The sequence below is a fragment of the Pseudomonas putida genome, assembly GCF_001636055.1.
In the GTDB taxonomy this organism is placed as follows: domain Bacteria; phylum Pseudomonadota; class Gammaproteobacteria; order Pseudomonadales; family Pseudomonadaceae; genus Aquipseudomonas; species Aquipseudomonas machongensis.
In genome coordinates this window covers 5,770,717-5,792,544 of the sequence record NZ_CP011789.1, presented here as the reverse complement: position 1 = coordinate 5,792,544, position 21,828 = coordinate 5,770,717, and the positions used below count along the sequence as shown (strand labels likewise).

19 protein-coding genes are annotated in these 21,828 nt (G+C 65.8%); 9 read left to right on the top strand and 10 right to left on the bottom strand.

The genetic code is table 11. The features are described from left to right. Positions 1–52 precede the first annotated feature (52 nt). The 8 genes from hslV to gshB all read right to left on the bottom strand — a co-directional run bounded on the left by hslV (position 53) and on the right by gshB (position 6,643). Positions 53–583 (bottom strand): ATP-dependent protease subunit HslV, encoded by a 531-nt coding sequence (hslV, locus tag AB688_RS25870; protein ID WP_054894845.1) that lies wholly within the window; start codon positions 581–583, stop codon positions 53–55. A 178-nt stretch (positions 584–761) separates the two neighbouring features. Further along, positions 762–2,033 (bottom strand): dihydroorotase, encoded by a 1,272-nt coding sequence (locus AB688_RS25865; RefSeq protein WP_063546556.1) that lies wholly within the window; start codon positions 2,031–2,033, stop codon positions 762–764. After that, positions 2,030–3,034: an aspartate carbamoyltransferase catalytic subunit gene (locus tag AB688_RS25860; protein WP_054894843.1), complete on the bottom strand. Its 1,005-nt coding sequence runs from the start codon at positions 3,032–3,034 to the stop codon at positions 2,030–2,032. Before AB688_RS25860 ends, AB688_RS25865 begins: the two co-directional genes overlap by 4 nt. A 12-nt stretch (positions 3,035–3,046) precedes the next feature. Next, positions 3,047–3,565, bottom strand: coding sequence for a bifunctional pyr operon transcriptional regulator/uracil phosphoribosyltransferase PyrR (pyrR, locus tag AB688_RS25855; RefSeq protein WP_054894842.1), 519 nt, complete (start codon positions 3,563–3,565; stop codon positions 3,047–3,049). Between the two features lie 46 nt (positions 3,566–3,611). Continuing rightward, a complete protein-coding gene (ruvX, locus tag AB688_RS25850; RefSeq protein WP_054894841.1) occupies positions 3,612–4,037 on the bottom strand; it encodes a Holliday junction resolvase RuvX in 426 nt (141 codons plus the stop codon). Beyond that, entirely contained in the window at positions 4,037–4,606 is a 570-nt protein-coding gene (locus tag AB688_RS25845; RefSeq protein WP_054894840.1) for a YqgE/AlgH family protein, read from the bottom strand. Before AB688_RS25845 ends, ruvX begins: the two co-directional genes overlap by 1 nt. 94 nt (positions 4,607–4,700) lie before the next feature. Beyond that, on the bottom strand, positions 4,701–5,600 hold the full coding sequence (locus tag AB688_RS25840) for an energy transducer TonB (protein WP_063546554.1): 900 nt from the start codon (positions 5,598–5,600) through the stop codon (positions 4,701–4,703). 89 nt (positions 5,601–5,689) lie between these two features. Next, the gene (gshB, locus tag AB688_RS25835; RefSeq protein WP_063546552.1) at positions 5,690–6,643 is read right to left on the bottom strand and encodes a glutathione synthase; all 954 of its coding nucleotides are present in this window, start codon (positions 6,641–6,643) and stop codon (positions 5,690–5,692) included. Positions 6,644–6,838: 195 nt separating this feature from the next. Here gshB and AB688_RS25830 point away from each other — a divergent pair, with 195 nt between their 5' ends. From AB688_RS25830 to trhA, 7 genes are all read left to right on the top strand, one after another. After that, positions 6,839–7,240: a response regulator gene (locus AB688_RS25830; RefSeq protein ID WP_063546904.1), complete on the top strand. Its 402-nt coding sequence runs from the start codon at positions 6,839–6,841 to the stop codon at positions 7,238–7,240. Positions 7,241–7,287: 47 nt separating this feature from the next. Further along, positions 7,288–7,653 (top strand): twitching motility response regulator PilH, encoded by a 366-nt coding sequence (gene pilH, locus AB688_RS25825; protein ID WP_012274551.1) that lies wholly within the window; start codon positions 7,288–7,290, stop codon positions 7,651–7,653. After that, positions 7,650–8,204, top strand: coding sequence for a chemotaxis protein CheW (locus tag AB688_RS25820; protein WP_054894837.1), 555 nt, complete (start codon positions 7,650–7,652; stop codon positions 8,202–8,204). Before pilH ends, AB688_RS25820 begins: the two co-directional genes overlap by 4 nt. 50 nt (positions 8,205–8,254) lie before the next feature. Beyond that, entirely contained in the window at positions 8,255–10,276 is a 2,022-nt protein-coding gene (locus AB688_RS25815; protein ID WP_370671316.1) for a methyl-accepting chemotaxis protein, read from the top strand. Between the two features lie 10 nt (positions 10,277–10,286). After that, positions 10,287–15,563 carry an Hpt domain-containing protein gene (locus AB688_RS25810; RefSeq protein WP_231100280.1) on the top strand — a complete coding sequence of 1,759 codons (5,277 nt, stop codon included), beginning with the start codon at positions 10,287–10,289 and terminating at the stop codon, positions 15,561–15,563. Next, entirely contained in the window at positions 15,556–16,029 is a 474-nt protein-coding gene (locus AB688_RS25805) for a chemotaxis protein CheW (RefSeq protein ID WP_063546546.1), read from the top strand. Before AB688_RS25810 ends, AB688_RS25805 begins: the two co-directional genes overlap by 8 nt. A gap of 74 nt (positions 16,030–16,103) precedes the next feature. Then, on the top strand, positions 16,104–16,721 hold the full coding sequence (gene trhA, locus AB688_RS25800; RefSeq protein ID WP_063546544.1) for a PAQR family membrane homeostasis protein TrhA: 618 nt from the start codon (positions 16,104–16,106) through the stop codon (positions 16,719–16,721). 10 nt (positions 16,722–16,731) lie between these two features. Here trhA and AB688_RS25795 read toward each other — a convergent pair whose 3' ends face one another. Both AB688_RS25795 and AB688_RS25790 read right to left on the bottom strand, forming a co-directional pair. Further along, on the bottom strand, positions 16,732–17,451 hold the full coding sequence (locus AB688_RS25795; protein WP_063546542.1) for a 16S rRNA (uracil(1498)-N(3))-methyltransferase: 720 nt from the start codon (positions 17,449–17,451) through the stop codon (positions 16,732–16,734). Positions 17,452–17,573: 122 nt separating this feature from the next. Next, entirely contained in the window at positions 17,574–18,980 is a 1,407-nt protein-coding gene (locus AB688_RS25790) for an adenosylmethionine--8-amino-7-oxononanoate transaminase (RefSeq protein ID WP_063546540.1), read from the bottom strand. Between the two features lie 274 nt (positions 18,981–19,254). On the opposite strand from AB688_RS25790, the gene AB688_RS25785 reads away from it, so the two are divergent. Beyond that, complete coding sequence (locus AB688_RS25785; RefSeq protein WP_063546538.1) at positions 19,255–21,054, top strand: flavin monoamine oxidase family protein; 1,800 nt, start codon at positions 19,255–19,257, stop codon at positions 21,052–21,054. Between the two features lie 216 nt (positions 21,055–21,270). Beyond that, a complete protein-coding gene (locus AB688_RS25780) occupies positions 21,271–21,822 on the top strand; it encodes a cytochrome b (RefSeq protein ID WP_063546536.1) in 552 nt (183 codons plus the stop codon). The last annotated feature ends 6 nt before the right edge of the window (positions 21,823–21,828 follow it).

The window sequence follows — 21,828 nt, the reverse complement described above, 5'->3', positions numbered from 1 at the left end:
TGAGTCAGCGTGGGAAAAAGTCCCGCAGTGAGCGGGACACCAGATCAGCTGATCACTCGGCCAGGTCCTGCTCCTCGATGGTCAGGTTGTGGTTGGTGAACACACAGATGTCACCGGCGATATTCAGTGCGGTCTCGGCGATTTCGCGGGCCGAGAGGTCGGTCTTGTTCAGCAGGGCGCGGGCTGCGGCCTGGGCGTAGGCACCACCGGAACCCATGGCGATCAGGCCGTCTTCGGGTTCGACCACGTCACCGTTGCCGGTGATGATCAGCGAGGCGTCCTTGTTGGCCACGGCGAGCATGGCTTCCAGGCGGCTCAACGAGCGGTCCGTGCGCCACTCCTTGGCCAGTTCGACGGCGGCACGCACCAAGTGCCCGGAGTGCTTCTGCAGTTGCGATTCGAAGCGCTCGAACAGGGTGAAGGCGTCGGCGGTGGCGCCGGCAAAGCCTGCAATGACCTCGCCGTTGTAAAGGCGACGGACCTTCTTGGCGTTGCCTTTCATGACGGTGTTGCCGAGGGATACCTGGCCGTCGCCGCCCATGACGACTTTGCCGTTACGGCGGACAGAAACGATGGTGGTCAAGAGAGAGTCTCCACGCAGCGGGGCGAAAATGCCTGTTGCAGACTCATATGGGGGGAGGGGGGAAGGATTTCAACCGGGGGGGATGAATGGTCGGATTGGCAGTGGCATTGAAGTGGGGCCTTCGCGGGCAAGTCGCAGCGGCGGTTCGCCGCTGCGACTTGCCCGCGAAGAGGCCTACTCAGGCCTCGTGGCAGACATGCCCATCGACAAGGGTGTAGCGCACTGCGCCCGGCAGGCAATGCCCGATGAACGGGCAGTTTTCGCCACGGGAGAACCACTGCTCGCCGGCCACGGTGGAGGCGCTCGGGTCGAACAGCACCAGGTCTGCCGCACCACCGACCTTCAGCTCGCCCGCCGGCAGGCGCAGCGCCTGGGCCGGGCCGCTGGACAGCCGTGCCAGCACGGTCGGCAGGTCGAGCAGGCCGTCCTCGACCAGGGTCATGGCCAGCGGCAGCAGCAGTTCGACACTGCTGATCCCCGCTTCGGTGGCGCCGAACGGTGCCAGCTTGGCATCGCGCTCGTGGGGCTGGTGGTGGCTGGAGATCGCCTGGATGACGCCCGACTTCACTGCCTCGCGCAGGCCATCGCGGTCGGCCGGCGTGCGCAGCGGCGGCTGTACGTGGTACAGGCTGGAGAAATCGCGCAGCGCCTCGTCGGTGAGGATCAGCTGGTACAGCGCCACGTCAGCCGTGACCGGCAGCCCCAGTTGCTGGGCCTGGGCGATCAGCCGTGCGCCGCGGGCGCTGGTGATCTGGGTGAAGTGCGCACGCACGCCGGTCTGCTCGACCAGCAGCAGGTTGCGCGCCAGCGCCACGGTCTCGGCGGTTTCCGGTATGCCCGGCAAGCCAAGGAAGCTGGCCATGGCGCCTTCGTGGGCCAGGCCTCCGGCTGACAGGTCGCGGTCCTGGGAGTGGAACACCACGGTCAGGTCGAAGGTGGCGGCATATTCCAGGGCGCGGGCCAGGGTCCGGTTGTTGGGGATCTCCTTGAGGCCGTTGCCGAAGGCCACGCAGCCGGTGTCGCGCAGGGCCACCAGCTCGGCCAGTTGCTCGCCTTCCAGGCCCTTGGTCAGGGCGCCGATCGGGTAGACCTTGCTGTTGGCTGCCTCGCGGGCGCGGTCGAGGATCAGTTCCGCGACGGCCGAGGTGTCGAGCACCGGTTTGGTCTGCGGCGGGCAGCACAGGCTGGTGACACCGCCGGCCACGGCTGCGCGGGTTTCGCTGGCAATGTTGCCCTTGCGGCTGTAGCCCGGCTCGCGCAGGGCGACGTCGAGGTCGACCAGGCCAGGTGCGGCCACCAGGCCGTCGGCCTGGATCGTGCGGCTGGCGCTGAAGCCTGCTGGCGCTGCGCCGAGGGCAAGGATGCGACCGTTCTCCAGGTGCAGGTCGGTGATCTGGTCCAGGCCGCTGCTGGGATCGATGACCCGTGCGCCGATGATGCTGATGGTCACAGGGCGTTCTCCTGGTCGAGTTGACGTTGCGCGTTCTGGCCGCTCATGGCCATCGACAGTACGGCCATGCGCACGGCGATGCCGTAGGTCACCTGGTTGAGGATCACCGAGTGCTTGCCGTCGGCCACCGCCGATTCGATTTCCACGCCCCGATTGATCGGGCCCGGGTGCATGACGATGGCGTCCGGCTTGGCGCCGGCCAGGCGTGCGGTGGTCAGACCGAACAGGCGGTAGAACTCGCCTTCGCTGGGCAGCAGGCCACCCGCCATACGCTCACGCTGCAGGCGCAGCATGATCACCACGTCGACGTCTTTCAGGCCCTCGGCCAGGTCGGTGTAGACCTTGACCCCGTACTGCTCGATACCGATCGGGATCAGCGTCTTCGGGCCGATCACACGGATGTCCGGGCAACCCAGGGCCTTGAGCGCGAGCATGTCGGAGCGGGCTACGCGCGAGTGCAGGATATCGCCGACGATCGCCACCGAAAGGTTCTCGAAGCTGCCCTTGTGCCGACGGATGGTCAGCATGTCGAGCATGCCCTGGGTCGGGTGGGCATGGCGGCCATCGCCGCCGTTGATCACCGCGACCTCCGGGCACACGTGCTCGGCGATGAAGTGCGCGGCGCCGGAGTCGGAGTGACGCACGACGAACATGTCGGCAGCCATGGCTTCCAGGTTGCGCAGGGTATCGAACAGGGTCTCGCCCTTGCTGGTCGAGGAGGTCGACACGTTCAGGCTGATCACGTCGGCCGACAGGCGCTGGGCGGCCAGTTCGAAGGTGGTGCGGGTGCGGGTGGAGTTCTCGAAGAACACGTTGCACACGGTCTTGCCGCGCAGCAACGGAACCTTCTTGACGGCCCGGGCGCCAACTTCGAGGAAGGAGTCGGCGGTGTCGAGGATCTCGGTGAGCAGTTCGCGGGGCAAACCGTCGAGCGAGAGGAAATGGCGTAGCTGGCCCTGATCGTTGAGCTGCAGCGGGCGCTTGGCGTCGAATGGCGTCATCGCGGGGGACTCTTAAAGGGCGGATGCGGGGGCGAGGTCCTGGCGCTCGAGGGCGAGCGGGGCGGGTCCGGTCAATTTTACCCGTTCATGGGCCGCCAAGGACAGCGTCGCACCGAGCACATTCGGGCGGATCGGCAATTCGCCTGCGTCCAGGTCGAGCAGGCAGACCAGGGTCACGCTGGCCGGGCGCCCATAGTCGAACAGCTCGTTGAGCGCAGCGCGGATGGTTCGACCGCTCATCAGCACGTCATCCACCAGCACCAGGTGCTGGCCTTCGATCTCGAACGGCAGCTCGGACGGGCGCACCTGCGGGTGCAGGCCGTTCTGGCTGAAGTCGTCGCGGTAGAACGACACGTCGAGAGTGCCCAGCGGGCTCTGGTCGCCAAGCGCTTGCTGCAGGGCCTGGGCAACCCACACGCCACCGGTGCGGATACCGATGAAGCGTGGCTCTGCGATGGCGCGGCGCGCCAGGTGGGCGCGAAGGTCGACGGCCATCTGCCGGATCAGGTCGGCGGGATTGGGTAGGCTCATTGCGTGCTCCTTGGGGCGCCGGCATCGCCGGCAGCAAAGCGGATGGTCAGGTATTGGCCTCCAGCCAGCCCTGCAGCAGCAGTGCAGCGGCGATGGCGTCGACCGGGTTGTCGCGGTAGCTGCCACGCTGGCCGCCACGGGCCATCTGTTCGCCCTTGGCCTCGAAGGTGGTCAGGCGTTCGTCGTGGGTATGTACCGGCAGGTTGTAGCGTCCATGCAGGCGGCGGGCGAACTTCTCCGCGCGTTCGCTCATCTCGCTGGGTGTGCCGTCCATGTTCAGCGGCAGGCCGACGACGATGGCGTCGGGTTTCCATTCCTTGATCAGTTTCTCGACCTGGTTCCAGTCCGGCACGCCGTTCTGTGCCTTGAGCGTACACAGTTCACGGGCCTGGCCGGTGATGACCTGGCCGACGGCGACGCCGATCTGGCGGGTGCCGTAGTCGAAGCCCAGCAGCAGGCGCAGCTCGGCCATCAGGCGTGCCCTGCCTGGCTGGTCAGCAGACTGAGGTTGATGCCCAGGCTTTGCGCGGCGGCCTGCAGGCGCTGCTCGCAGGCCATGCCGAAGAGGATCTCGGGGTCGAACGGGCAGTTGAGCCAGGCGTTATCGGCCAGCTCCGCCTCGAGCTGCCCGGCTTCCCAGCCGGCGTAGCCCAGGGTGATCAGGCTCTGCTTCGGGCCGACGCCCTCGGCGATGGCGAACAGCACATCCTGTGATGTCGACAGCGACAGGCCTTGCAGCTCGATGGTGGCCTGGTAGGTGCATTCGGCGCTGTGCAGCACGAAGCCGCGGTCGGTCTGCACCGGGCCACCCTGGTAGATCGGGATCTGCAGGGTGCTGGCAGGCGGTTCCTCATCCGGGCGCAACTGCTCGAGGATATCGGCCAGGTTCAGCTCCTGCGGGCGATTGACCACCAGGCCCATGGCGCCGTTGGCGTTGTGCTCGACGATGTAGGTGAGGGTCTGGGCAAAGTTCGGATCGGCCATGTGCGGCATGGCAATCAGGAACTGGTGCTTGAGGTAGCTCGGCGTGAGGGTTTTCATGAGGGGTAGTGTGGCGTCAGGTGGCGAGGCTGACAAGCTGGCTGTGCGGTGTATGTACCGGTCCCCTCGCGGGGCAAGTCGCAGCCCGTACCAGTCAATTGCTCGACAGCCGGTCCCCACGCGCGAAGCGCCAGGTGCGGATGATCTCCAGGCGGTCGAATTCCGCCAGGTCGCCGGTGAACGGCGCGAACGGTGCCGCAAGGCGAACGATGCGCTGGGCGGCCTGGTCCAGCACCGGTTGCCCGGAGGATTCGAGCACCAGCACTTCATACAACGAACCGTCGCGGTTGATCGACACCATCATCCGCAGGCTGCCGTACATCTGCTGGCGTCGGGCTTCTTCCGGGTAATTGAGGTTGCCGATCCGCTCGACTTTCTTGCGCCATTCCTCTTTGTACCAGGCCCCCTTGTCGCGCATGGTCGAGGCCGCGTTGAGACGATGGATGCGGGGGCGCTTGGCATACAACTGCTGTTCGTTGGACAGCTCGGCCTCGAGGCTGGCGATCTGGCTCGACAACTGCGAGCTGTCGAAGTCCGGCACCGGTGCGGGGGGCTTGGGTTGAGGCTTGCTTTCCTTTGGCGCGGTTTCGGCTTTCTGCGGTTTCGCTGCCTTGGTCGTCACCACGGATTTCGCCGGCGCCGCTGGCGTTTCCGGCCGGGCTGCCGGAGGCGGGGTGATCTTGTTGACCTTGCTGTCCTGGAATGGCGCCACTTCGGTGGTGGTGGGCACGGCTTTCTTGTCCAGGGTGCCACTGCCCTGCTGGTTGTCCTGGGCCTGGTAGTCGGCTTTCTCCGGCGCTTTCTCGCTCTTGAAGGTGGCCAGGGTGATGTCCATGGTCTGGCGGACTTCGGCGGGCTTGACCACGCTGAAACCCACCCCGAGGATCAGCGCAAGGTGCACCAGGGCGGCAAGAAACAGCGTGAAACCGAGCCGGTCCACCGGGCGAACGCGCGGTGGCAGCAGGTCGGATGGGATGTCGGCAGGCAGCGTCATCGGGTATCCAGCAACCGCAGTGGGGCAGCAGGTCGAGTGAAATGGACCGGCATCATACCCCACTCCAGGGTTTTGCTCCGCGTCGGTGGTCAGCGCGCCTTGAGCTTGCGATCAATGGCGTCCATCAGCTGGCCGCCGATATTGGTGTTGTAGGCAGCATCGATCTCGCGGATGCAGGTCGGGCTGGTGACGTTGATCTCGGTCAGCGAGTCGCCAATCACGTCCAGGCCGACGAACAGCAGGCCCTTTTCGCGCAGGGTCGGGCCGACCTGGGCGGCGATCCAGCGGTCGCGCTCGGTCAGCGGACGGGCTTCGCCACGGCCACCAGCGGCCAGGTTGCCACGGGTCTCGCCGCTGGCCGGGATGCGTGCCAGGCAGTAGGGCACCGGCTCGCCGTCGATCATCAGGATGCGCTTGTCGCCATCGACGATCTGCGGCAGGTAGGCCTGTGCCATGATCTGCTGGTGGCCATGCTGGGTCAGGGTTTCGAGGATCACCGAGAGGTTCGGGTCGCCCTGGCGGTGACGGAACACTGATGCGCCGCCCATGCCGTCGAGCGGCTTGAGGATCACATCGCCATGGGTGGCGGCGAAGGCGCGCAGGATGTCGGCGCGGCGGCTGACCAGGGTTGGCGCCATGCACTGCGGGAACTGCGTGGCGAACAGCTTTTCGTTGCAGTCACGCAGACTCTGCGGTTTGTTGACGATCAGCACGCCTTCGCGCTCGGCCTGCTCCAGCAGGTAGGTGCTGTAGACGAACTCCATGTCGAAGGGGGGATCCTTGCGCATCAGGATCACGTCCAGCTCGTTCAGCGCGCTGTCCTGCTCATCGCCCAGCTCGAACCAGCGGGCCGGATCGGCGAACACCTTCAGCGGTCGCATCTGCGCACGGGCCTGGCCGGCACCCAGGTAGAGGTCGCGCTGCTCCATGTAGAACAGGCTCCAGCCACGCTCCTGCGCCGCCAGCAGCATGGCCAGCGAGCTGTCCTTCTTGTAGGAAATGGACGCGATAGGGTCCATGACAATCCCGAGACGAACGCTCATGGGGTAATTCCTCTTGGCGGCAGGTGGCCGCGATGGCACGAAAGAAAAGTGGCTCAGGGTGGCGCCGGGAACGCGGCCGGTCAAGGGGGGAGGCAGATGGAATGCCTACCCGGACTGTGTTAAAAATGCCAGTCAGAGCGCTGCATGGCAGCACTCGAGGTTTCATTCCTGGCTTGGCGATGGGTGACGCATTTCATGGAACAGCCCCTGAAGGTGATGGTGATCGACGATTCCCGCACCATCCGCCGCACCGCCCAGATGCTGCTGGGCGAGGTGGGTTGCGAGGTGATCACCGCCAGCGACGGTTTCGATGCCCTGGCCAAGATCGTCGATCACAAGCCGCGGATCATCTTCGTCGATGTACTGATGCCGCGTCTGGACGGTTACCAGACCTGCGCAGTGATCAAGCACAACAGTGCGTTCAAGGATATCCCGGTGATCCTGCTGTCGTCGCGTGACGGCCTGTTCGACAAGGCCCGCGGCCGGGTGGTCGGCTCCGATCAGTTCCTCACCAAACCGTTCAGCAAGGAAGAACTGCTCGACGCGATCCGTGCCCACGTGCCCGAATTCGCCGCGCAGGCACAACACGCACCCTGACCGCGCCCGCCCTGGCGCGGTCTTCATTTTCCTGATGGGGAAACCGTATGGCCCGAGTGCTGATTGTCGACGACTCGCCGACAGAGATGTACAGATTGACCGAATGGCTCGAGAAGCATGGCTACCAGGTGCTCAAGGCCAGCAACGGTGCCGATGGCGTGGCCCTGGCCCGCCAGGACAAACCGGATGCGGTGCTGATGGACATCGTCATGCCCGGCATGAACGGCTTCCAGGCCACCCGCCAGCTCAGCAAGGACCCTGAAACCAGCGCCATCCCGGTGATCGTGGTCACCACCAAGGACCAGGAAACCGACCGCATCTGGGCCACGCGCCAGGGCGCTCGCGATTTCCTGACCAAGCCGGTGGAAGAGGACGCGCTGATCGCCAAGCTCAAAGAGGTGCTGGGCGCTTGACCACACGCCCCCAGGGTGCGTCGCTGACCGCCTTCGAGCTGTTGCTGGACATCGACCGCCGCTGCCGCCTGTTGGTGGCCGACCAGCCGCTGCAGGACACGCGCCTGCAGCAGTGGAGCGGTATCGGCTTTCGCATCGCCGGGCAGTGGTTCGTCGCCCCCATGGGTGAGGTGGCTGAAGTGTTGCGCGAGCCGCGCAGCAGCCGGGTGCCCGGGGTGCAGCCTTGGGTGCGCGGCGTCGCCAACCTGCGCGGTCGCCTGCTGCCGGTGATGGACCTGTCGGCGTTCTTCGGCCTTGGGCCGGCGGCCTCGGGCAAGCAGCGCCGCGTGCTGGTGCTGGACCATGACGACCTGTTCGTCGGCCTGTTAGTGGATGAAGTGGTCGGCTTGCAACATTTCGACCTGAGCAGCCTGGAGCTGTCGCCCCCGCAGCCACTGATCCGCGCCGCGGCGCGTTTCGTCCAGGGGCATTTCCCGCGTGAGCGCAACTGGGCGATCTTCAGCCCCTTCGCCCTGGCCCAGGCGCCAGGCTTTCTCGATGTGGCGTTGTAGAGGACCCTGCGACAGTGAACAAGCCCGCTCCAACCGTCGTTCCCGAAGCCGTGGCCCAGCGCCCGCGCAGCACCGCGCAGATCACTGTGCTGTTCGTGGTGCTGATCCTGTCGATCGTGCTGCTGTTCGCCAACTTCGCCTACCTCAACACCCAGTCCAACCACGACAAGCAGTACATCGGCCATGCCGGCGAGTTGCGCGTGCTGTCCCAGCGCATCGCCAAGAACGCCACCGAGGCGGCGGCGGGCAAGGCCCTGGCGTTCCGGCTGCTGTCCGATGCACGTAACGATTTCGAGCGCCGCTGGAAATACCTGCGCGAGGGTGACAAGGCCACCGGCCTGCCGCCAGCGCCGGCCACGGTGCGCGACGAGATGGACGCGGTGCGCCAGGACTGGGAAAACCTGCGGCGCAACACCGACACCATCCTGGCCAGCGAGCAGACCGTGCTGTCCTTGCACCAGGTGGCGGCGACCCTGGCCGAAACCGTGCCACAGTTGCAGGTCGAGTACGAAAAGGTCGTGGAAATCCTGCTGCAGAGCGGTGCACCGGCCAGCCAGGTGGCTGTGGCCCAGCGCCAGTTGCTGCTGGCCGAGCGGATTCTCGGTTCGGTCAATACCGTGCTGGCCGGTGACGATACCTCGGTGCAGGCCGCCGACACCTTCGGCCGTGATGCCAGCCGCTTCGGCCAGGTGCTCGAGGGCATGCTCGGTGGCAATCCGGCGATCCAGGTGACCCGTGTCGAAGACCCGGACGCGCGTGCGCGCCTGGCCGAGATCGCCGAGCTGTTCCAGTTCGTTTCCGGCTCGGTCGACGAAATCCTCGAGACTTCACCGGAGCTGCTGCGGGTGCGCGAGGCCGCGAGCAACATCTTCAGCCTGTCGCAGACCCTGCTCGACGAAGCCTCGCACCTGGCCAATGGTTTCGAGAACCTGGCCGGGCGCACCCTCGACACCGTCGGCGGCTACGTGCTCGGCCTGCTGGCGCTGGCCTCGATCATCCTCATCGGCCTGGTGATGGTCCGCGCCACCAACCGTCAACTACGCGACACGGCGGAGAAGAACGAGCGCAACCAGCAGGCCATCATGCGCCTGCTCGATGAAATCGAAGAGCTGGCCGATGGCGACCTGACGGTGACGGTGTCGGTCACCGAAGACTTCACCGGCGCCATCGCCGACTCGATCAACTTCTCGGTGGACCAGTTGCGCGACCTGGTGGCGACCATCAACCACAGCGCCGAGCAGGTCGCCGCTGCGGTGCAGGACACCCAGAACACCGCACGCCAGCTGGCCAAGGCCTCGGAACACCAGGCCGACCAGATCAGCGAGGCGTCGCTGGCGGTGGGCGACATGGTCGAGTCGATCGACCGGGTTTCCGCCCACGCCTACGAGTCGGCCAAGGTCGCCGAGCGTTCGGTGGCCATCGCCAACAAGGGCAATGAGGTGGTGCACAACACCATCCATGGCATGGACAACATCCGCGAACAGATCCAGGACACCGCCAAGCGCATCAAGCGTCTGGGGGAGTCTTCTCAGGAAATCGGCGACATCGTCAGCCTGATTGACGACATTGCCGAACAAACCAACATCCTGGCCCTCAATGCGGCAATCCAGGCTTCGCTCGCGGGTGAAGCCGGGCGCGGCTTCGCCGTGGTCGCTGACGAAGTGCAGCGCCTGGCTGAGCGTTCGTCGTCGGCCACCCGACAGATCGAAGCGCTGGTGCGAACCATCCAGGCCGATACCAACGAAGCGGTGATCTCCATGGAGCAGACCACCGCCGAAGTGGTGCGTGGTGCGCGTCTTGCCCAGGACGCAGGCGTGGCCCTCGCTGAAATCGAGGGCGTGTCGCAGAACCTGGCCGAACTGATCCACAGCATTTCCGACGCGGCGCAATTGCAGACGTCCTCGGCCGGGCAGATTTCCCACACCATGGCGGTGATCCAGCAGATCACTGCGCAGACCTCCGCCGGTTCCGGCGCTACCGCCGACAGCATCCGTCACCTGGCCAGAATGGCCAGCGAGATGCGCCGTTCGGTGTCTGGTTTCACCTTGCCGGCCCCGGCCGAGCGGCGCTGAGGAGAGGTCTATGGCCGTTACGGCAATGAGCCCCGAGCGTCACGACACGGTCGCCCTGAGCTGGACCAAGGCGGCCATCGCCGATTGCCTGGGCCAGGCGCGGCAGGCGCTGGAGCGTTTTTCCAGCGAGCCGGGCGACCCCGCCTTGCTGGGGTTCTTCGTCGACAACCTGCATCAGGTGCAAGGGTGCCTGACGATGCTCGAGCTCAATGGCGCGGCGCGCCTGGCCGAGGAATTGGAGTTGCTCGGGCGTGCCCTCTTCGAGGGCCAGGTCAGCCCGCGTGGCGATTGCCTGGGTGCGCTGTTCCGCGGCCTTGAGCAATTGCCGCCCTACCTCGAGCGCCTGCGGGGCGCGCGCCACGACCTGCCGTTGGTGGTGCTGCCGTTGCTCAACCAATTGCGCCTGTGCCGCGGCGCCGAGCCGCTGGCCCAGGACAGCCTGATGGGAGAGGCGGCGCAGCGCCTGGCGGGGGCCAACGATCTGGCCAACCTCGACCTGTCGCTGGGCAACTGGCGCGACCAGTTGCAGGCCGGCCAGGGCCGCGATGCCCTGCGCTCGGTGATCACTGCCCTGTGCGACGATCTGGTGCGGATCAAGGAGCGGCTCGACCCCTTCGTACGGGGGGATAACGAGCAGCGCGACGCACTCGATGGGCTGATCGCGCCGCTGCGCCATGTTGCCGATACCCTCGCAGTGCTGGGCTTCCAGCAGCCGCGCCGGGTCATCATCGACCAGGTGCTCGCCTTGCAGGCCCTGGCCCAGGGCGAACGTGCCGTGGACGATGCGGTGCTGATGGATGTGGCCGGTGCCCTGTTGTACGTGGAGGCGACGCTCAACGGCATGGTGGGCGGCCTTGCCGAGGGCCTGGAAGGCGGCATGCCCGGCTCGGACGTGACCGAGATCCGTCAGCGGGTGTTCGAGGAGTCGCTCTCGGTGTTGCAGCAGGCCAAGGACCTGATCGGCGACTGCCTGGAATCCGGCTGGCCACGCCAGCGTCTGCAACCCCTGCCGGGTCTGCTGCAGCAGGTGCGTGGCGCGTTGGCGATGCTGATGCTGCCGGCCGCCTCCGAGGTGTTCGGGGTGTCGGCCGACTATGTGCAAGGCTGGTTGTCGCATCTTGAGCAGGAGCCACCGGAGCAGGAGCTGGCCCACCTGGCCGAGGCCCTGAGTGCGGTGGAGTGCTACCTGCAATGGCGTGTCGCCGACCCGCTGGCCGATGCCCAGCGTTTTCTCGACATGGCCTGCGCCAGTCTGGCCGCCCTTGGCCTGCGCTGCAGCCAAGCGCCGGTCATGGCTGAGCCGCAGCGTGCCGATGACGGCATCGACGATGAGCTGCGCGAAGTGTTCCTGGAGGAAACCGCTGAACTGCTGCCGGAGATCGAACGCCAATGGTTGCGCTGGCGTGCCGACAACCAGCAACGCGACGCGCTAATCGAACTGCGCCGTGCCTTGCATACGCTCAAGGGCAGCGGGCGGATGGTGCACGCAGGCGCCGTGGCCGAGCTGGCCTGGGGCGCCGAGCATCTGCTCAACCGTGTGCTGGAAGGACGCATCGTGCTCAGCGGCGAGGGCGCCGTGGCGCTGCAACAGGCCTTTGTGCACCTGCCTGACCTGCTCGCCGACTTTGCGGTGGGTCAGATACCCCGGCTGGCCGATGTCGAGCAGCTCAGCAGCCATCTGCACGCCCTGGCGGTCAACGACACCGCGTCTGCCAGCGACAGTGACGGGCTCGATCCGCAACTGCTGGAGATCTTTCGCAACGAGGCACAGGGCCATCTGGCCAGCCTCGACAGTTTCCTCATGGCTGCCAAAGGCCAGGACACCCCGGTCAGCGACAGCCTGCAACGCGCGCTGCATACCCTCAAGGGCAGCGCGGCCATGGCCGGGGTGATGCCGATCGCAGAGCTTGCCACCGCCTTCGACCGCCTGGCGCGTGAATACAAGGCGCACCAACTGGCTTTGGAAGTGGCGGATATCGAATGGCTGGAAGCGTCGCGCAGCCTGTTCCAGCTGGGCCTGGCCCAGCTTGAGCGCACACCGCTGGCACCGATTCCTGGCGCTGCGCAACTGATCGAGCAGGTCGGCGAAGCGGTGGATGCACGCCTGGCGGTGCTGCAGGACGCAGCGCCGCACACCCGCCGCAACCGTCGTGATCCACAACTGATCGCCAGCTTCCTGGCTCAGGGCATGGATATCCTGCTCGATGCCGAGTCGCTGTTGTCGCGCTGGCAGGAGCACCCGCGCGAACGCCAGGAGCTGGACACGCTGCTTGATGAGCTGACGACCCTGGCCCATGGTGCGCACCTGGCCGATTTCTGGCAGGTGGATGAGCTCTGCGAAGCGCTGCTCGATCTGTATGGGGCGGTTGAGGAGGGCAGCCTGGTCGCCAACGGGCATTTCTTCGCCCAGGCGCGGCAGGCCCACGAAGCCCTGATCGACATGCTCGATGAGATTGCTGCCGGGCAGGAGGTCACCCCGCGCAGCGAGTGCCTGGATGGCTTGCGCGCGTTGCTGGACGGGGCGCTCGACCCGGCGGCAACCGGGCGGGTGGGCGAGCAGGGCGTGACCCCGCTGGCCACGGCCATGGACCTGCCGGAGCCGGCAGTGGTGCAGTTGTTCCTCGACGAGGCCAGCGACATCCTCGACAGCGCCGATCAGGCTTTGCAGCGCTGGCGACAGGAGCCGGAAGGCAGCTCAGCGGTGTCGGCGTTGCAGCACGATGTGCAGACCTTGCGTGGCGGTGCGCAGATGGCCGCGATTGGCGCCATCGAGGTGCTCGCTCAGGAGCTGGCGTTGCTCTACGAAGGGCTGGTCGATCGGCGGTTGGCCGCCAGCAGTGCGCTGTTCGAGCTGCTGCAGCGCAGCCATGCGGCGCTGGGCCAGATGCTCGACAGCCTGCGCCAGGGCGAGCTGCCGTCTTCGGCGGTGGCACTGCTCGGCGAGTTGCGTGAGTTCCGCCATGCGCCGGTCAGCGAGCCGGAGGTGGCAGAAACACCTGGCGACAAGGAGCTGCTGGAAGTCTTCCTCGAAGAAAGCTCGGACATCGTCGAAAGCGCTGCGGCTGCGTTGGCGCGCTGGCAGGCCGACCCGCGCAGCAGTGTCGAGGTGGAAAACCTGCTGCGCGACCTGCACACCCTCAAGGGCGGCGCGCGCATGGTGGAAATCGCCGCCATTGGCGACCTGGCCCATGAGCTGGAGTTTCTCTACGAACTGCTCGCTGCTGGCCGCCTGCCGCCGACGCCCGCGCTGTTCAGCCTGCTGCAGAACTGCCACGACCGCCTTGCGCACATGCTCGACGCCGTACGTCTGGGGCAGCCGCTGCACGCGGCAACGGCGCTGATCGACTACATTCGCAACTTTTCCAGTGCGGCGCTGACCGACAGCGCCGCCGGCCAGCCGCCGGTGGAGGCCGCGCCGCTCGATGTGCCGAGCGCTGCACCCGAGCGAGCGCCGGGGGACATGGTCAAGGTCGATGCCGAACTGCTCGATGACCTGGGCAACCTGGCCAGCGAGCACGCGATCATTCGTGGTCGTATCGAGCAGCAGGTCAACGATGCACAGTTCGCCTTGAGCGAAATGGAAACCACCCTGGAGCGCATGCGCGACCAGTTGCTGCGCCTGGACAACGAAACCCAGGGCCGCATGTCCAGCCGCTGGCAGGCCGAGGGCGACGCCTACGACGATTTCGACCCGCTGGAAATGGACCGCCATTCGCAGTTGCAGCAGCTGTCGCGGGCCTTGTTCGAATCGGCTTCCGACTTGCTCGACCTCAAGGAAACCCTGACCCTGCGGGCCCAGGAGGCGCATGGCCTGCTGCAGCAGCAGGCGCGGGTCAACAGTCAGTTGCAGGAAGGCCTGACCGCCACCCTGATGGTGCCTTTCGAGCGCCTGGTGCCGCGCCTGCAGCGCGTGGTGCGGCAGGTGGCGAGCGAGCTGGGCAAACAGGTCGAACTGGTGGTCGGCAATGCCGAGGGCGAGCTGGACCGCAGCGTGCTCGAGCGCATGGTCGCGCCCCTGGAGCACATGCTGCGCAACGCCGTCGACCATGGCCTCGAGCCGCGCGAGGTGCGCCTGGCGGCAGGCAAGCCGGAGCAGGGCACCATCCACCTCAACCTGCTCCACGAGGGCGCCGACATCGTCATCGAGATGAGCGACGACGGCGCCGGGGTGCCGCTGGAGGCGGTTCGCAAGAAGGCCATCAAGCGCGGCTTGCTGGCGCCGCAGGCGCAGCTCAGCGATCACGAGATCTTGCAGTTCATCCTGCGTCCGGGGTTCTCCACGGCCGAGAAGATCACCCAGATTTCCGGGCGCGGGCTGGGCATGGATGTGGTCCATGAAGAGGTCAAGCAGTTGGGCGGCTCGATGAGCATCGAGTCCAGCCCAGGCAAGGGGGCACGCTTCCAGATCCGCTTGCCGTTCACGGTATCGCTGAACCGGGCGCTGATGGTGCACCTGGGCGAGGAGCAGTACGCCATCCCGCTCAACACCATCGAGGGCATCGTCCGCGTGCCGCCCGCCGAGCTCGAGGCCTGCTACCAGCTGGATCCGCCGCGCTATCGCTATGCAGGGCACGCCTACGACCTGCGCTACCTGGGCGAGCTGTTGCAGGATGTCGGCCGTCCGCGCCTGCTGGGGCAAAGCCTGCCCTTGCCGGTGCTGCTGGTGCATGCCCAGGAGCAGTCGTTTGCGATCCAGGCCGATGGCCTGTCGCCGAGCCGCGAAATCGTGGTGAAAAGCCTGGGGCCACAATTCGCTGCGGTGCCGGGGTTGTCTGGTGCGACCTTGCTCGGTGATGGGCGGGTGGTGCTGATTCTCGACCTGCTCGGTCAGCTGCGCGGCCAGCAGCGGCGCCTGGCGCGGTTGCCGGTGGGTGACGGCGAGCGGCGCCAGCTGTTCGGCCCGGCGGCGCGGCGTCCGTTGCTGGTGATGGTGGTCGACGATTCGGTCACCGTGCGCAAGGTCACCAGCCGCCTGCTGGAACGTCACGGCATGAGCGTGTTGACCGCCAAGGACGGGGTCGATGCGATGGCCCTGCTGGAGGAGCACCGCCCTGACGTGTTGTTGCTGGACATCGAGATGCCGCGCATGGACGGCTTCGAAGTGGCGACGCGGGTGCGGCGTGACAACCGCCTGCACGACTTGCCGATCATCATGATCACCTCGCGTACCGGGCAGAAACACCGCGACCGGGCCATGGCCATCGGCGTCAACGAATACCTCGGCAAGCCTTACCAGGAGTCGCTCCTGTTGCAGAGCATCGCCCACTGGAGCCAGCCTCATGCTTGAACATATCGCCGGTCAGCGCAGCAGCCTCACCGGGCTGTTGCTGCCCCTGGGCGACCGTACCCTGGTGCTGCCCAACGTTGCGGTGGCCGAGCTGATCGGCGAGCGTGCGTTCGTCTGCGAACTGCATGAGCCGGCCTGGCACATGGGCTGGATCGACTGGCGCCAGCAGTGTCTGCCGCTGATAGGCTTCGAGGCCGCCTGTGGCGGTGAAACGCCCTGTGGCGAGCGGGCGCGGATCGTTGTGCTCAACGCCTTGGGCGATACCGGGCTGCGCTACCTGGCGCTGCTGCTGCAGGGGATCCCGCGCTCGTGCAAGCTCGACAGCCAGTTGAACTATGTGGACGTGCCGCTGGGGGCGCTGGAGCTGGCGGCGGTGCAGGTGGGCGAGCAGGTGGCGCGGGTGCCGGACCTGGCGGCGCTCGAGCGGCTGGTGCGTGACGCGGATCTGCAACCTTCGACGCAGTAGCATGATGCTCGTGCGGGCCCTGTCGCGCCACTGCCCGCCAGGAACCCATTGGCCTTGTGGAGGTCTGAGCCTGCATGTACTACGGTGAACGCTTCAACGCCTGGACCCACCTGGTCGGTGCTGTCCTGGCCTGTATCGGTGCCATCTGGCTGATCGTCGTCGCGGGCTTGCAGGGCGACCCCTGGAAGATCGTCAGCTTCTCCATCTACGGCTTTACGCTGCTGTTGCTCTACAGCATTTCCACGCTCTATCACAGCACGCGCGGCCGGGCGAAGGTGGTCATGCGCAAGCTCGATCACCTGTCGATCTACCTGCTCATCGCCGGCAGCTATACACCGTTCTGCCTGGTCAGTCTGCGCGGGCCCTGGGGCTGGAGCCTGTTCGGCATCGTCTGGGGCCTGGCGGTGATCGGCATGCTCCAGGAGATCAAACCGCGCTCCGAGGCACGGATCCTCTCGATCATCATCTACGCGGTGATGGGCTGGATCGTGCTGGTGGCGGTCAAACCGTTGCTCCACAGCCTCGGTGGCGCCGGCTTTGCCTGGCTGGCGGCCGGCGGTGTGCTGTACACCGTCGGCATCATCTTTTTCGCCTTCGACAGCCGCTTTCGCCACTGGCACGGCATCTGGCACCTGTTCGTCATCGCTGGCAGCCTGATGCACTTCGTCGCGGTGTACTTCTACGTGCTATAGGGGGCTGATCTTAGAAATCGCCCCACAGCTGCTGCGCCACCGATAGCGCCACCACCGGCGCCGTCTCGGTGCGCAGTACGCGAGGGCCGAGGCGGGCGGCGTGGAAGCCGGCGCCCTTGGCCTGATCGACTTCGGCATCGCTCAAGCCACCCTCAGGTCCGATCAGGAAGGCCAGGCGTGTCGGTTTGTCATGGCTGGTCAGCGGCTCGGCCACCGGGTGCAGGACCAGCTTGAGATCGGCCTCGCTGTCTTTCAGCCATTCGGCCAGGGGCACCGGTGGGTGGATCACTGGCAGGGTAGAGCGCCCGCATTGTTCGCAGGCGCTGATCGCCACCTGGCGCCAGTGAGCCAGGCGCTTGTCGGCGCGCTCGTCCTTCAGACGCACTTCGCAGCGCTCGCTGACGATCGGGGTGATTTGGCTGACGCCCAGCTCGGTGGCTTTCTGGATCGCCCAGTCCATGCGCTCGCCGCGTGACAGCCCCTGGCCGAGGTGGATGTGCAGCGGCGAATCGGGTTGGCCGGGCAGGGCCTGGTCGAGGCTGACCCGCACGGATTTCTTGCCCACGTCGAGCAACTGGCCGAGGTATTCCTGGCCACTGCCGTCGAACAGTTGCACGGCGGCGCCGGCGCTCATGCGCAGCACGCGGCCGATGTAGTGGGCCTGGGCCTCGGGCAACTCGTGCTCGCCAAGGCTCAGGGGGGCGTCGATGAAGAAACGGGACAGTCTCATGGTTCGGCTCGGAATAGGGGTGAGGACATCATCCTCTGTGGGAGCGGGCTTGCCCGCGAATGCGCCAGTGGCAGCACTGCAGCATTCGCGGGCAAGCCCGCTCCTACAGGGTTAGGTGGTAGTCAGCCCGGATCGCGGAAGTCGGGATGGAAATCGGCCGGCACCGTCACGCTGACACTGTCACGGGTGGCGATATCGATGCCTTCGCTGGCCACTTCGGCCAGGAAGTCGATCTGCTCCGGGGTGATCACGTAGGGCGGCAGGAAATACACCACGCTACCCAGCGGACGCAACAGCGCGCCGCGGGTCAGGGCATGCTCGAAGACCTTCAGGCCGCGGCGTTCCTGCCATGGGTAGGCGACCTTGCCGGCCTTGTCCTTGACCATCTCGATGGCCAGGGCCATGCCGGTCTGGCGTACTTCGGCCACGTTCGGGTGATCGACCAGGTGCGCGGTGGCGCTGGCCATGCGCGCCGACAGCGCTTTGTTGGCGTCGATCACCTGGTCCTGCTCGAAGATGTCCAGGGTCGCCAGCGCGGCGGCGCAGGCCAGCGGGTTGCCGGTGTAGCTGTGCGAATGGAGGAAGGCGCGCAGGGTCGGGTAGTCGTCGTAGAAGGCCTGGTACACGTCATCGGTGGTCAGGCAGGCGGCGAGCGGCAGGTAGCCACCGGTCAGGGCTTTGGACAGGCAAAGGAAGTCTGGGCGGATACCGGCCTGCTCGCAGGCGAACATCGTGCCGGTGCGGCCGAAACCGACGGCGATTTCGTCATGGATCAGGTGCACACCGTAACGGTCGCAGGCTTCGCGCAGCAGCTTGAGGTAGACCGGATGATACATGCGCATGCCGCCAGCGCCCTGGATCAGCGGCTCGACGATGACCGCGGCGATCGTGGCGTGGTGTTCGGCCAGGGTCTGCTCCATGGCTGCGAACATGTTGCGCGAGTGTTCCTCCCAACCCATGCCTTCAGGGCGCAGGTAGCAATCGGGGCTGGGCACCTTGATGGTGTCGAGCAGCAGGGCCTTGTAGGTTTCGGTGAACAGTGGCACATCGCCGACCGACATCGCGGCGATGGTTTCGCCGTGGTAGCTGTTGGTCAGGGTGACGAAGCGCTTCTTGGCGCCTTGGCCCTTGTTCTGCCAGTAGTGGAAGCTCATCTTCAGCGCCACTTCGATGCATGACGAGCCGTTGTCGGCGTAGAACACTCGATCCAGCCCGGCCGGAGTCATGGCCACCAGGCGCTCGGACAGCTCGATCACCGGCTGATGGCTGAAGCCTGCGAGGATGACGTGTTCGAGCTGGTCGACCTGATCCTTGATGCGCTGGTTGATGCGCGGATTGGCATGGCCGAAAACGTTGACCCACCAGGAGCTGACCGCGTCCAGATAGCGCTTGCCCTCGAAGTCCTCGAGCCAGACACCCTCGCCGCGGCGAATCGGGATCAGCGGCAGGCTCTCGTGGTCTTTCATCTGGGTGCAGGGGTGCCACAGGACCTTGAGGTCGCGCTGCATCCACTGTTGATTCAGGCCCATGGGCGGATCTCCTGGCTGGGGTGGCAAGTAGGACGGCGTAAGCCTAAGCAAAGGCACCCCCAGGAACAACCTTGGATTTTGTGCAGGCTTGTGTGGGAGCTGGCTTGTCGGGACGCCGAACCGCCGCGAAGCACCCACCACAGAAACCTGAACCATTCGAAGCACTTGATAGCGCTGTGCTGGCAGGCTCCGGGGACCTGACGTATTCTTAGCGCATCTCTCCTGGGGAGATCCCTCCCACTTACATTTCGCTTCTGATCCGGAGTTCGCCGACATGGCTGCTGCTTGGGTGCGCCTGTGCGCGTTGGTATTGATTGGTGCATCCAGCGCTGGTGCGCTGGCGAAGGACAAGACCCCCACGGCCATTGTCGTCGGCGGTGGCCTGGCCGGCCTGACGGCAGCCTACGAGCTGCAATCCAAGGGCTGGCAGGTGACCCTGCTCGAAGCCAAGGGCGGCATGGGTGGCCGCTCGGGACTTGCGACCAGCGAGTGGATCGGCAACAACAAGGCGCAACCGGTACTCAATCAATACCTGGACCGCTTCAAGCTGGAAACCTTGCCTGCGCCCGAGTTCGTGCGTACCCCAGGCTACCTGATCGACGGCGAGTACTTCAGCGCGGCCGACCTCGCCACCAAGCAGCCCGCGACCGCCGAGGCGATCAAGCGCTACGAGAAGACCCTCGATGACCTGGCCCGTTCGATCGATGACCCGCTGAACCCGGCTGCCAACAGCACGTTGTTCGCCCTCGATCAGATCAACGTCTCCACCTGGCTGGACAAGCTGCAACTGCCGGCGACCGCCCGTCAGTTGATCAACCAGCAGATCCGTACCCGCTATGACGAGCCCTCGCGCCTGTCGTTGCTCTATTTCGCCCAGCAGAGCCGGGTCTATCGTGGGGTTGGCGATCGTGACCTGCGCGCCGCACGCCTGCCCGGCGGCAGCCCGGTACTGGCACAGGCCTTCGTCAAGCAACTCAAGACCATCAAGACCAGCTCGCCGGTCACCGCCATCGTCCAGGACAAGGACGGCGTCACCGTAAAGGTGGGGGCCGTGGGCTACCAGGCTGACTATCTGGTTCTTGCCGTGCCGCTGCGCGCGCTGGCCAAGATCCAGATGACGCCGGGGCTGGACAACCAGCATCTGGCGGCACTCAAAGGCACCAACTACGGCTGGCGCGACCAGTTGCTGCTCAAGTTCAAGAACCCGGTGTGGGAGAGCCGCTCGCGTATGTCGGGCGAGATCTTCAGCAACGCAGGCCTGGGCATGCTGTGGATCGAACCGGCGCTCAAGGGCGGTGCCAATGTGGTGATCAACCTGTCAGGCGACAACGCCCGCCTGCTGCAGGCCTTCGGTGACAAGCAGATGGTCGACCAGGTGCTGATTCGCCTGCATGCCTTCTACCCTCAGGCTCGTGGCGCCTTTACCGGTTACGAGGTCAAACGCTACAGCACCGACGCCGGCACCGGCGGCGCCTACCTGGCCTACGGGCCGGGGCAGATCAGCAAGTACTGGCGTCTGTGGGAGCGCCCGGTGCAACGTGTCGCCTTTGCTGGCGAACACACCGATGCACTTTACCCGGGCACCCTGGAAGGCGCGCTGCGCAGTGGCCAGCGTGCCGCGGGCCAGGTCGAGGACCTGGCCGCTGGGAAATCCTTCGATCCAGTGGTCAAGGCGGCGCCGGTCGCTGCTGCTGCGGGCGCTGCGGCAGTCGGCGCGGCAGCCGCCAAGGACAACAAGCCTGGCTTCTTCTCCCGTCTGTTCGGTGGCGACGACAAACCGGTGGCCAAGACCGAGCCGGTGACCAAGGCCGCCGAGCCGACACCCGCGCCGCCAGCTCCTGCTCCTGCAGCCGCACCAGCGGCGCCGGCCGTTGCGCCTGTGGCCAAGGAAGAACCGGTCAAGGCCCAACCCGCCAAGGCTGCACCGACCAAGGCGGCACCTGCCAAGCACGCACCAGCGCACAAGCCGCCGGCCAAGCAGGCCAGCAAGACGGAGCCGGTGAAGAAGGCCGCCGCAAAAGCCGAGCCCGTCAAGAAGAAACCCTCGACCGACACTCAGGCCAAGGCCAACTGATTGGTCATTGCGGGCACTCGTGGCATTGCCGCGATGTGCCCGCGCTGTTGCCTGCCCTGGCAAGTCCCCCGCGTTCGCCTACTGTTAATGTTTTCTTAATTAGATGAATTCAAAATAAGCTATCGATTTTTTCGATTATAAGAAGCGGACTTTTCCGCTTTATTTCGATACTTATCGCGTTATCTTGTGCACAGCTTTCACGGGGAATACGCCAACATGCAACTGCGCAATTCTGCTTCTCGCTATGGTGCGGTCAGCATCTTCCTGCACTGGGGCGTAGCTCTTGTCGTATTCGGGTTGTTCGGTCTGGGCCTGTGGATGGTCGGTCTCGACTACTACGATCCTTGGCGCAAAGCCGGGCCCGACCTGCACAAGAGCATTGGCCTGGTATTACTGGCTGTCATGCTGCTGCGGGTACTCTGGCGTTTGATCAGCCCACCTCCACCGGCTCCGGCCAGCCACGGGGCACTCACCCGCATGGCCGCCAAGCTGGGGCACCTGGCGCTGTATCTGGGGTTGTTCGCGGTCATGGCCGCCGGCTACCTGATCTCCACCGCCGACGGTGTCGGCATTCCGGTCTTCGGCCTGTTCGAAGTACCGGCACTGGTCAGCAACCTGCCCGATCAGGCGGACACTGCCGGTGTGATTCACCTGTATCTGGCCTGGGGGTTGGTGATTTTCGCCATCCTGCATGCCCTGGCAGCCTTGAAACACCATTTCATTGACCGTGACGCGACCCTGGCTCGTATGCTGGGCCGCAAAGCTTGACTCTCA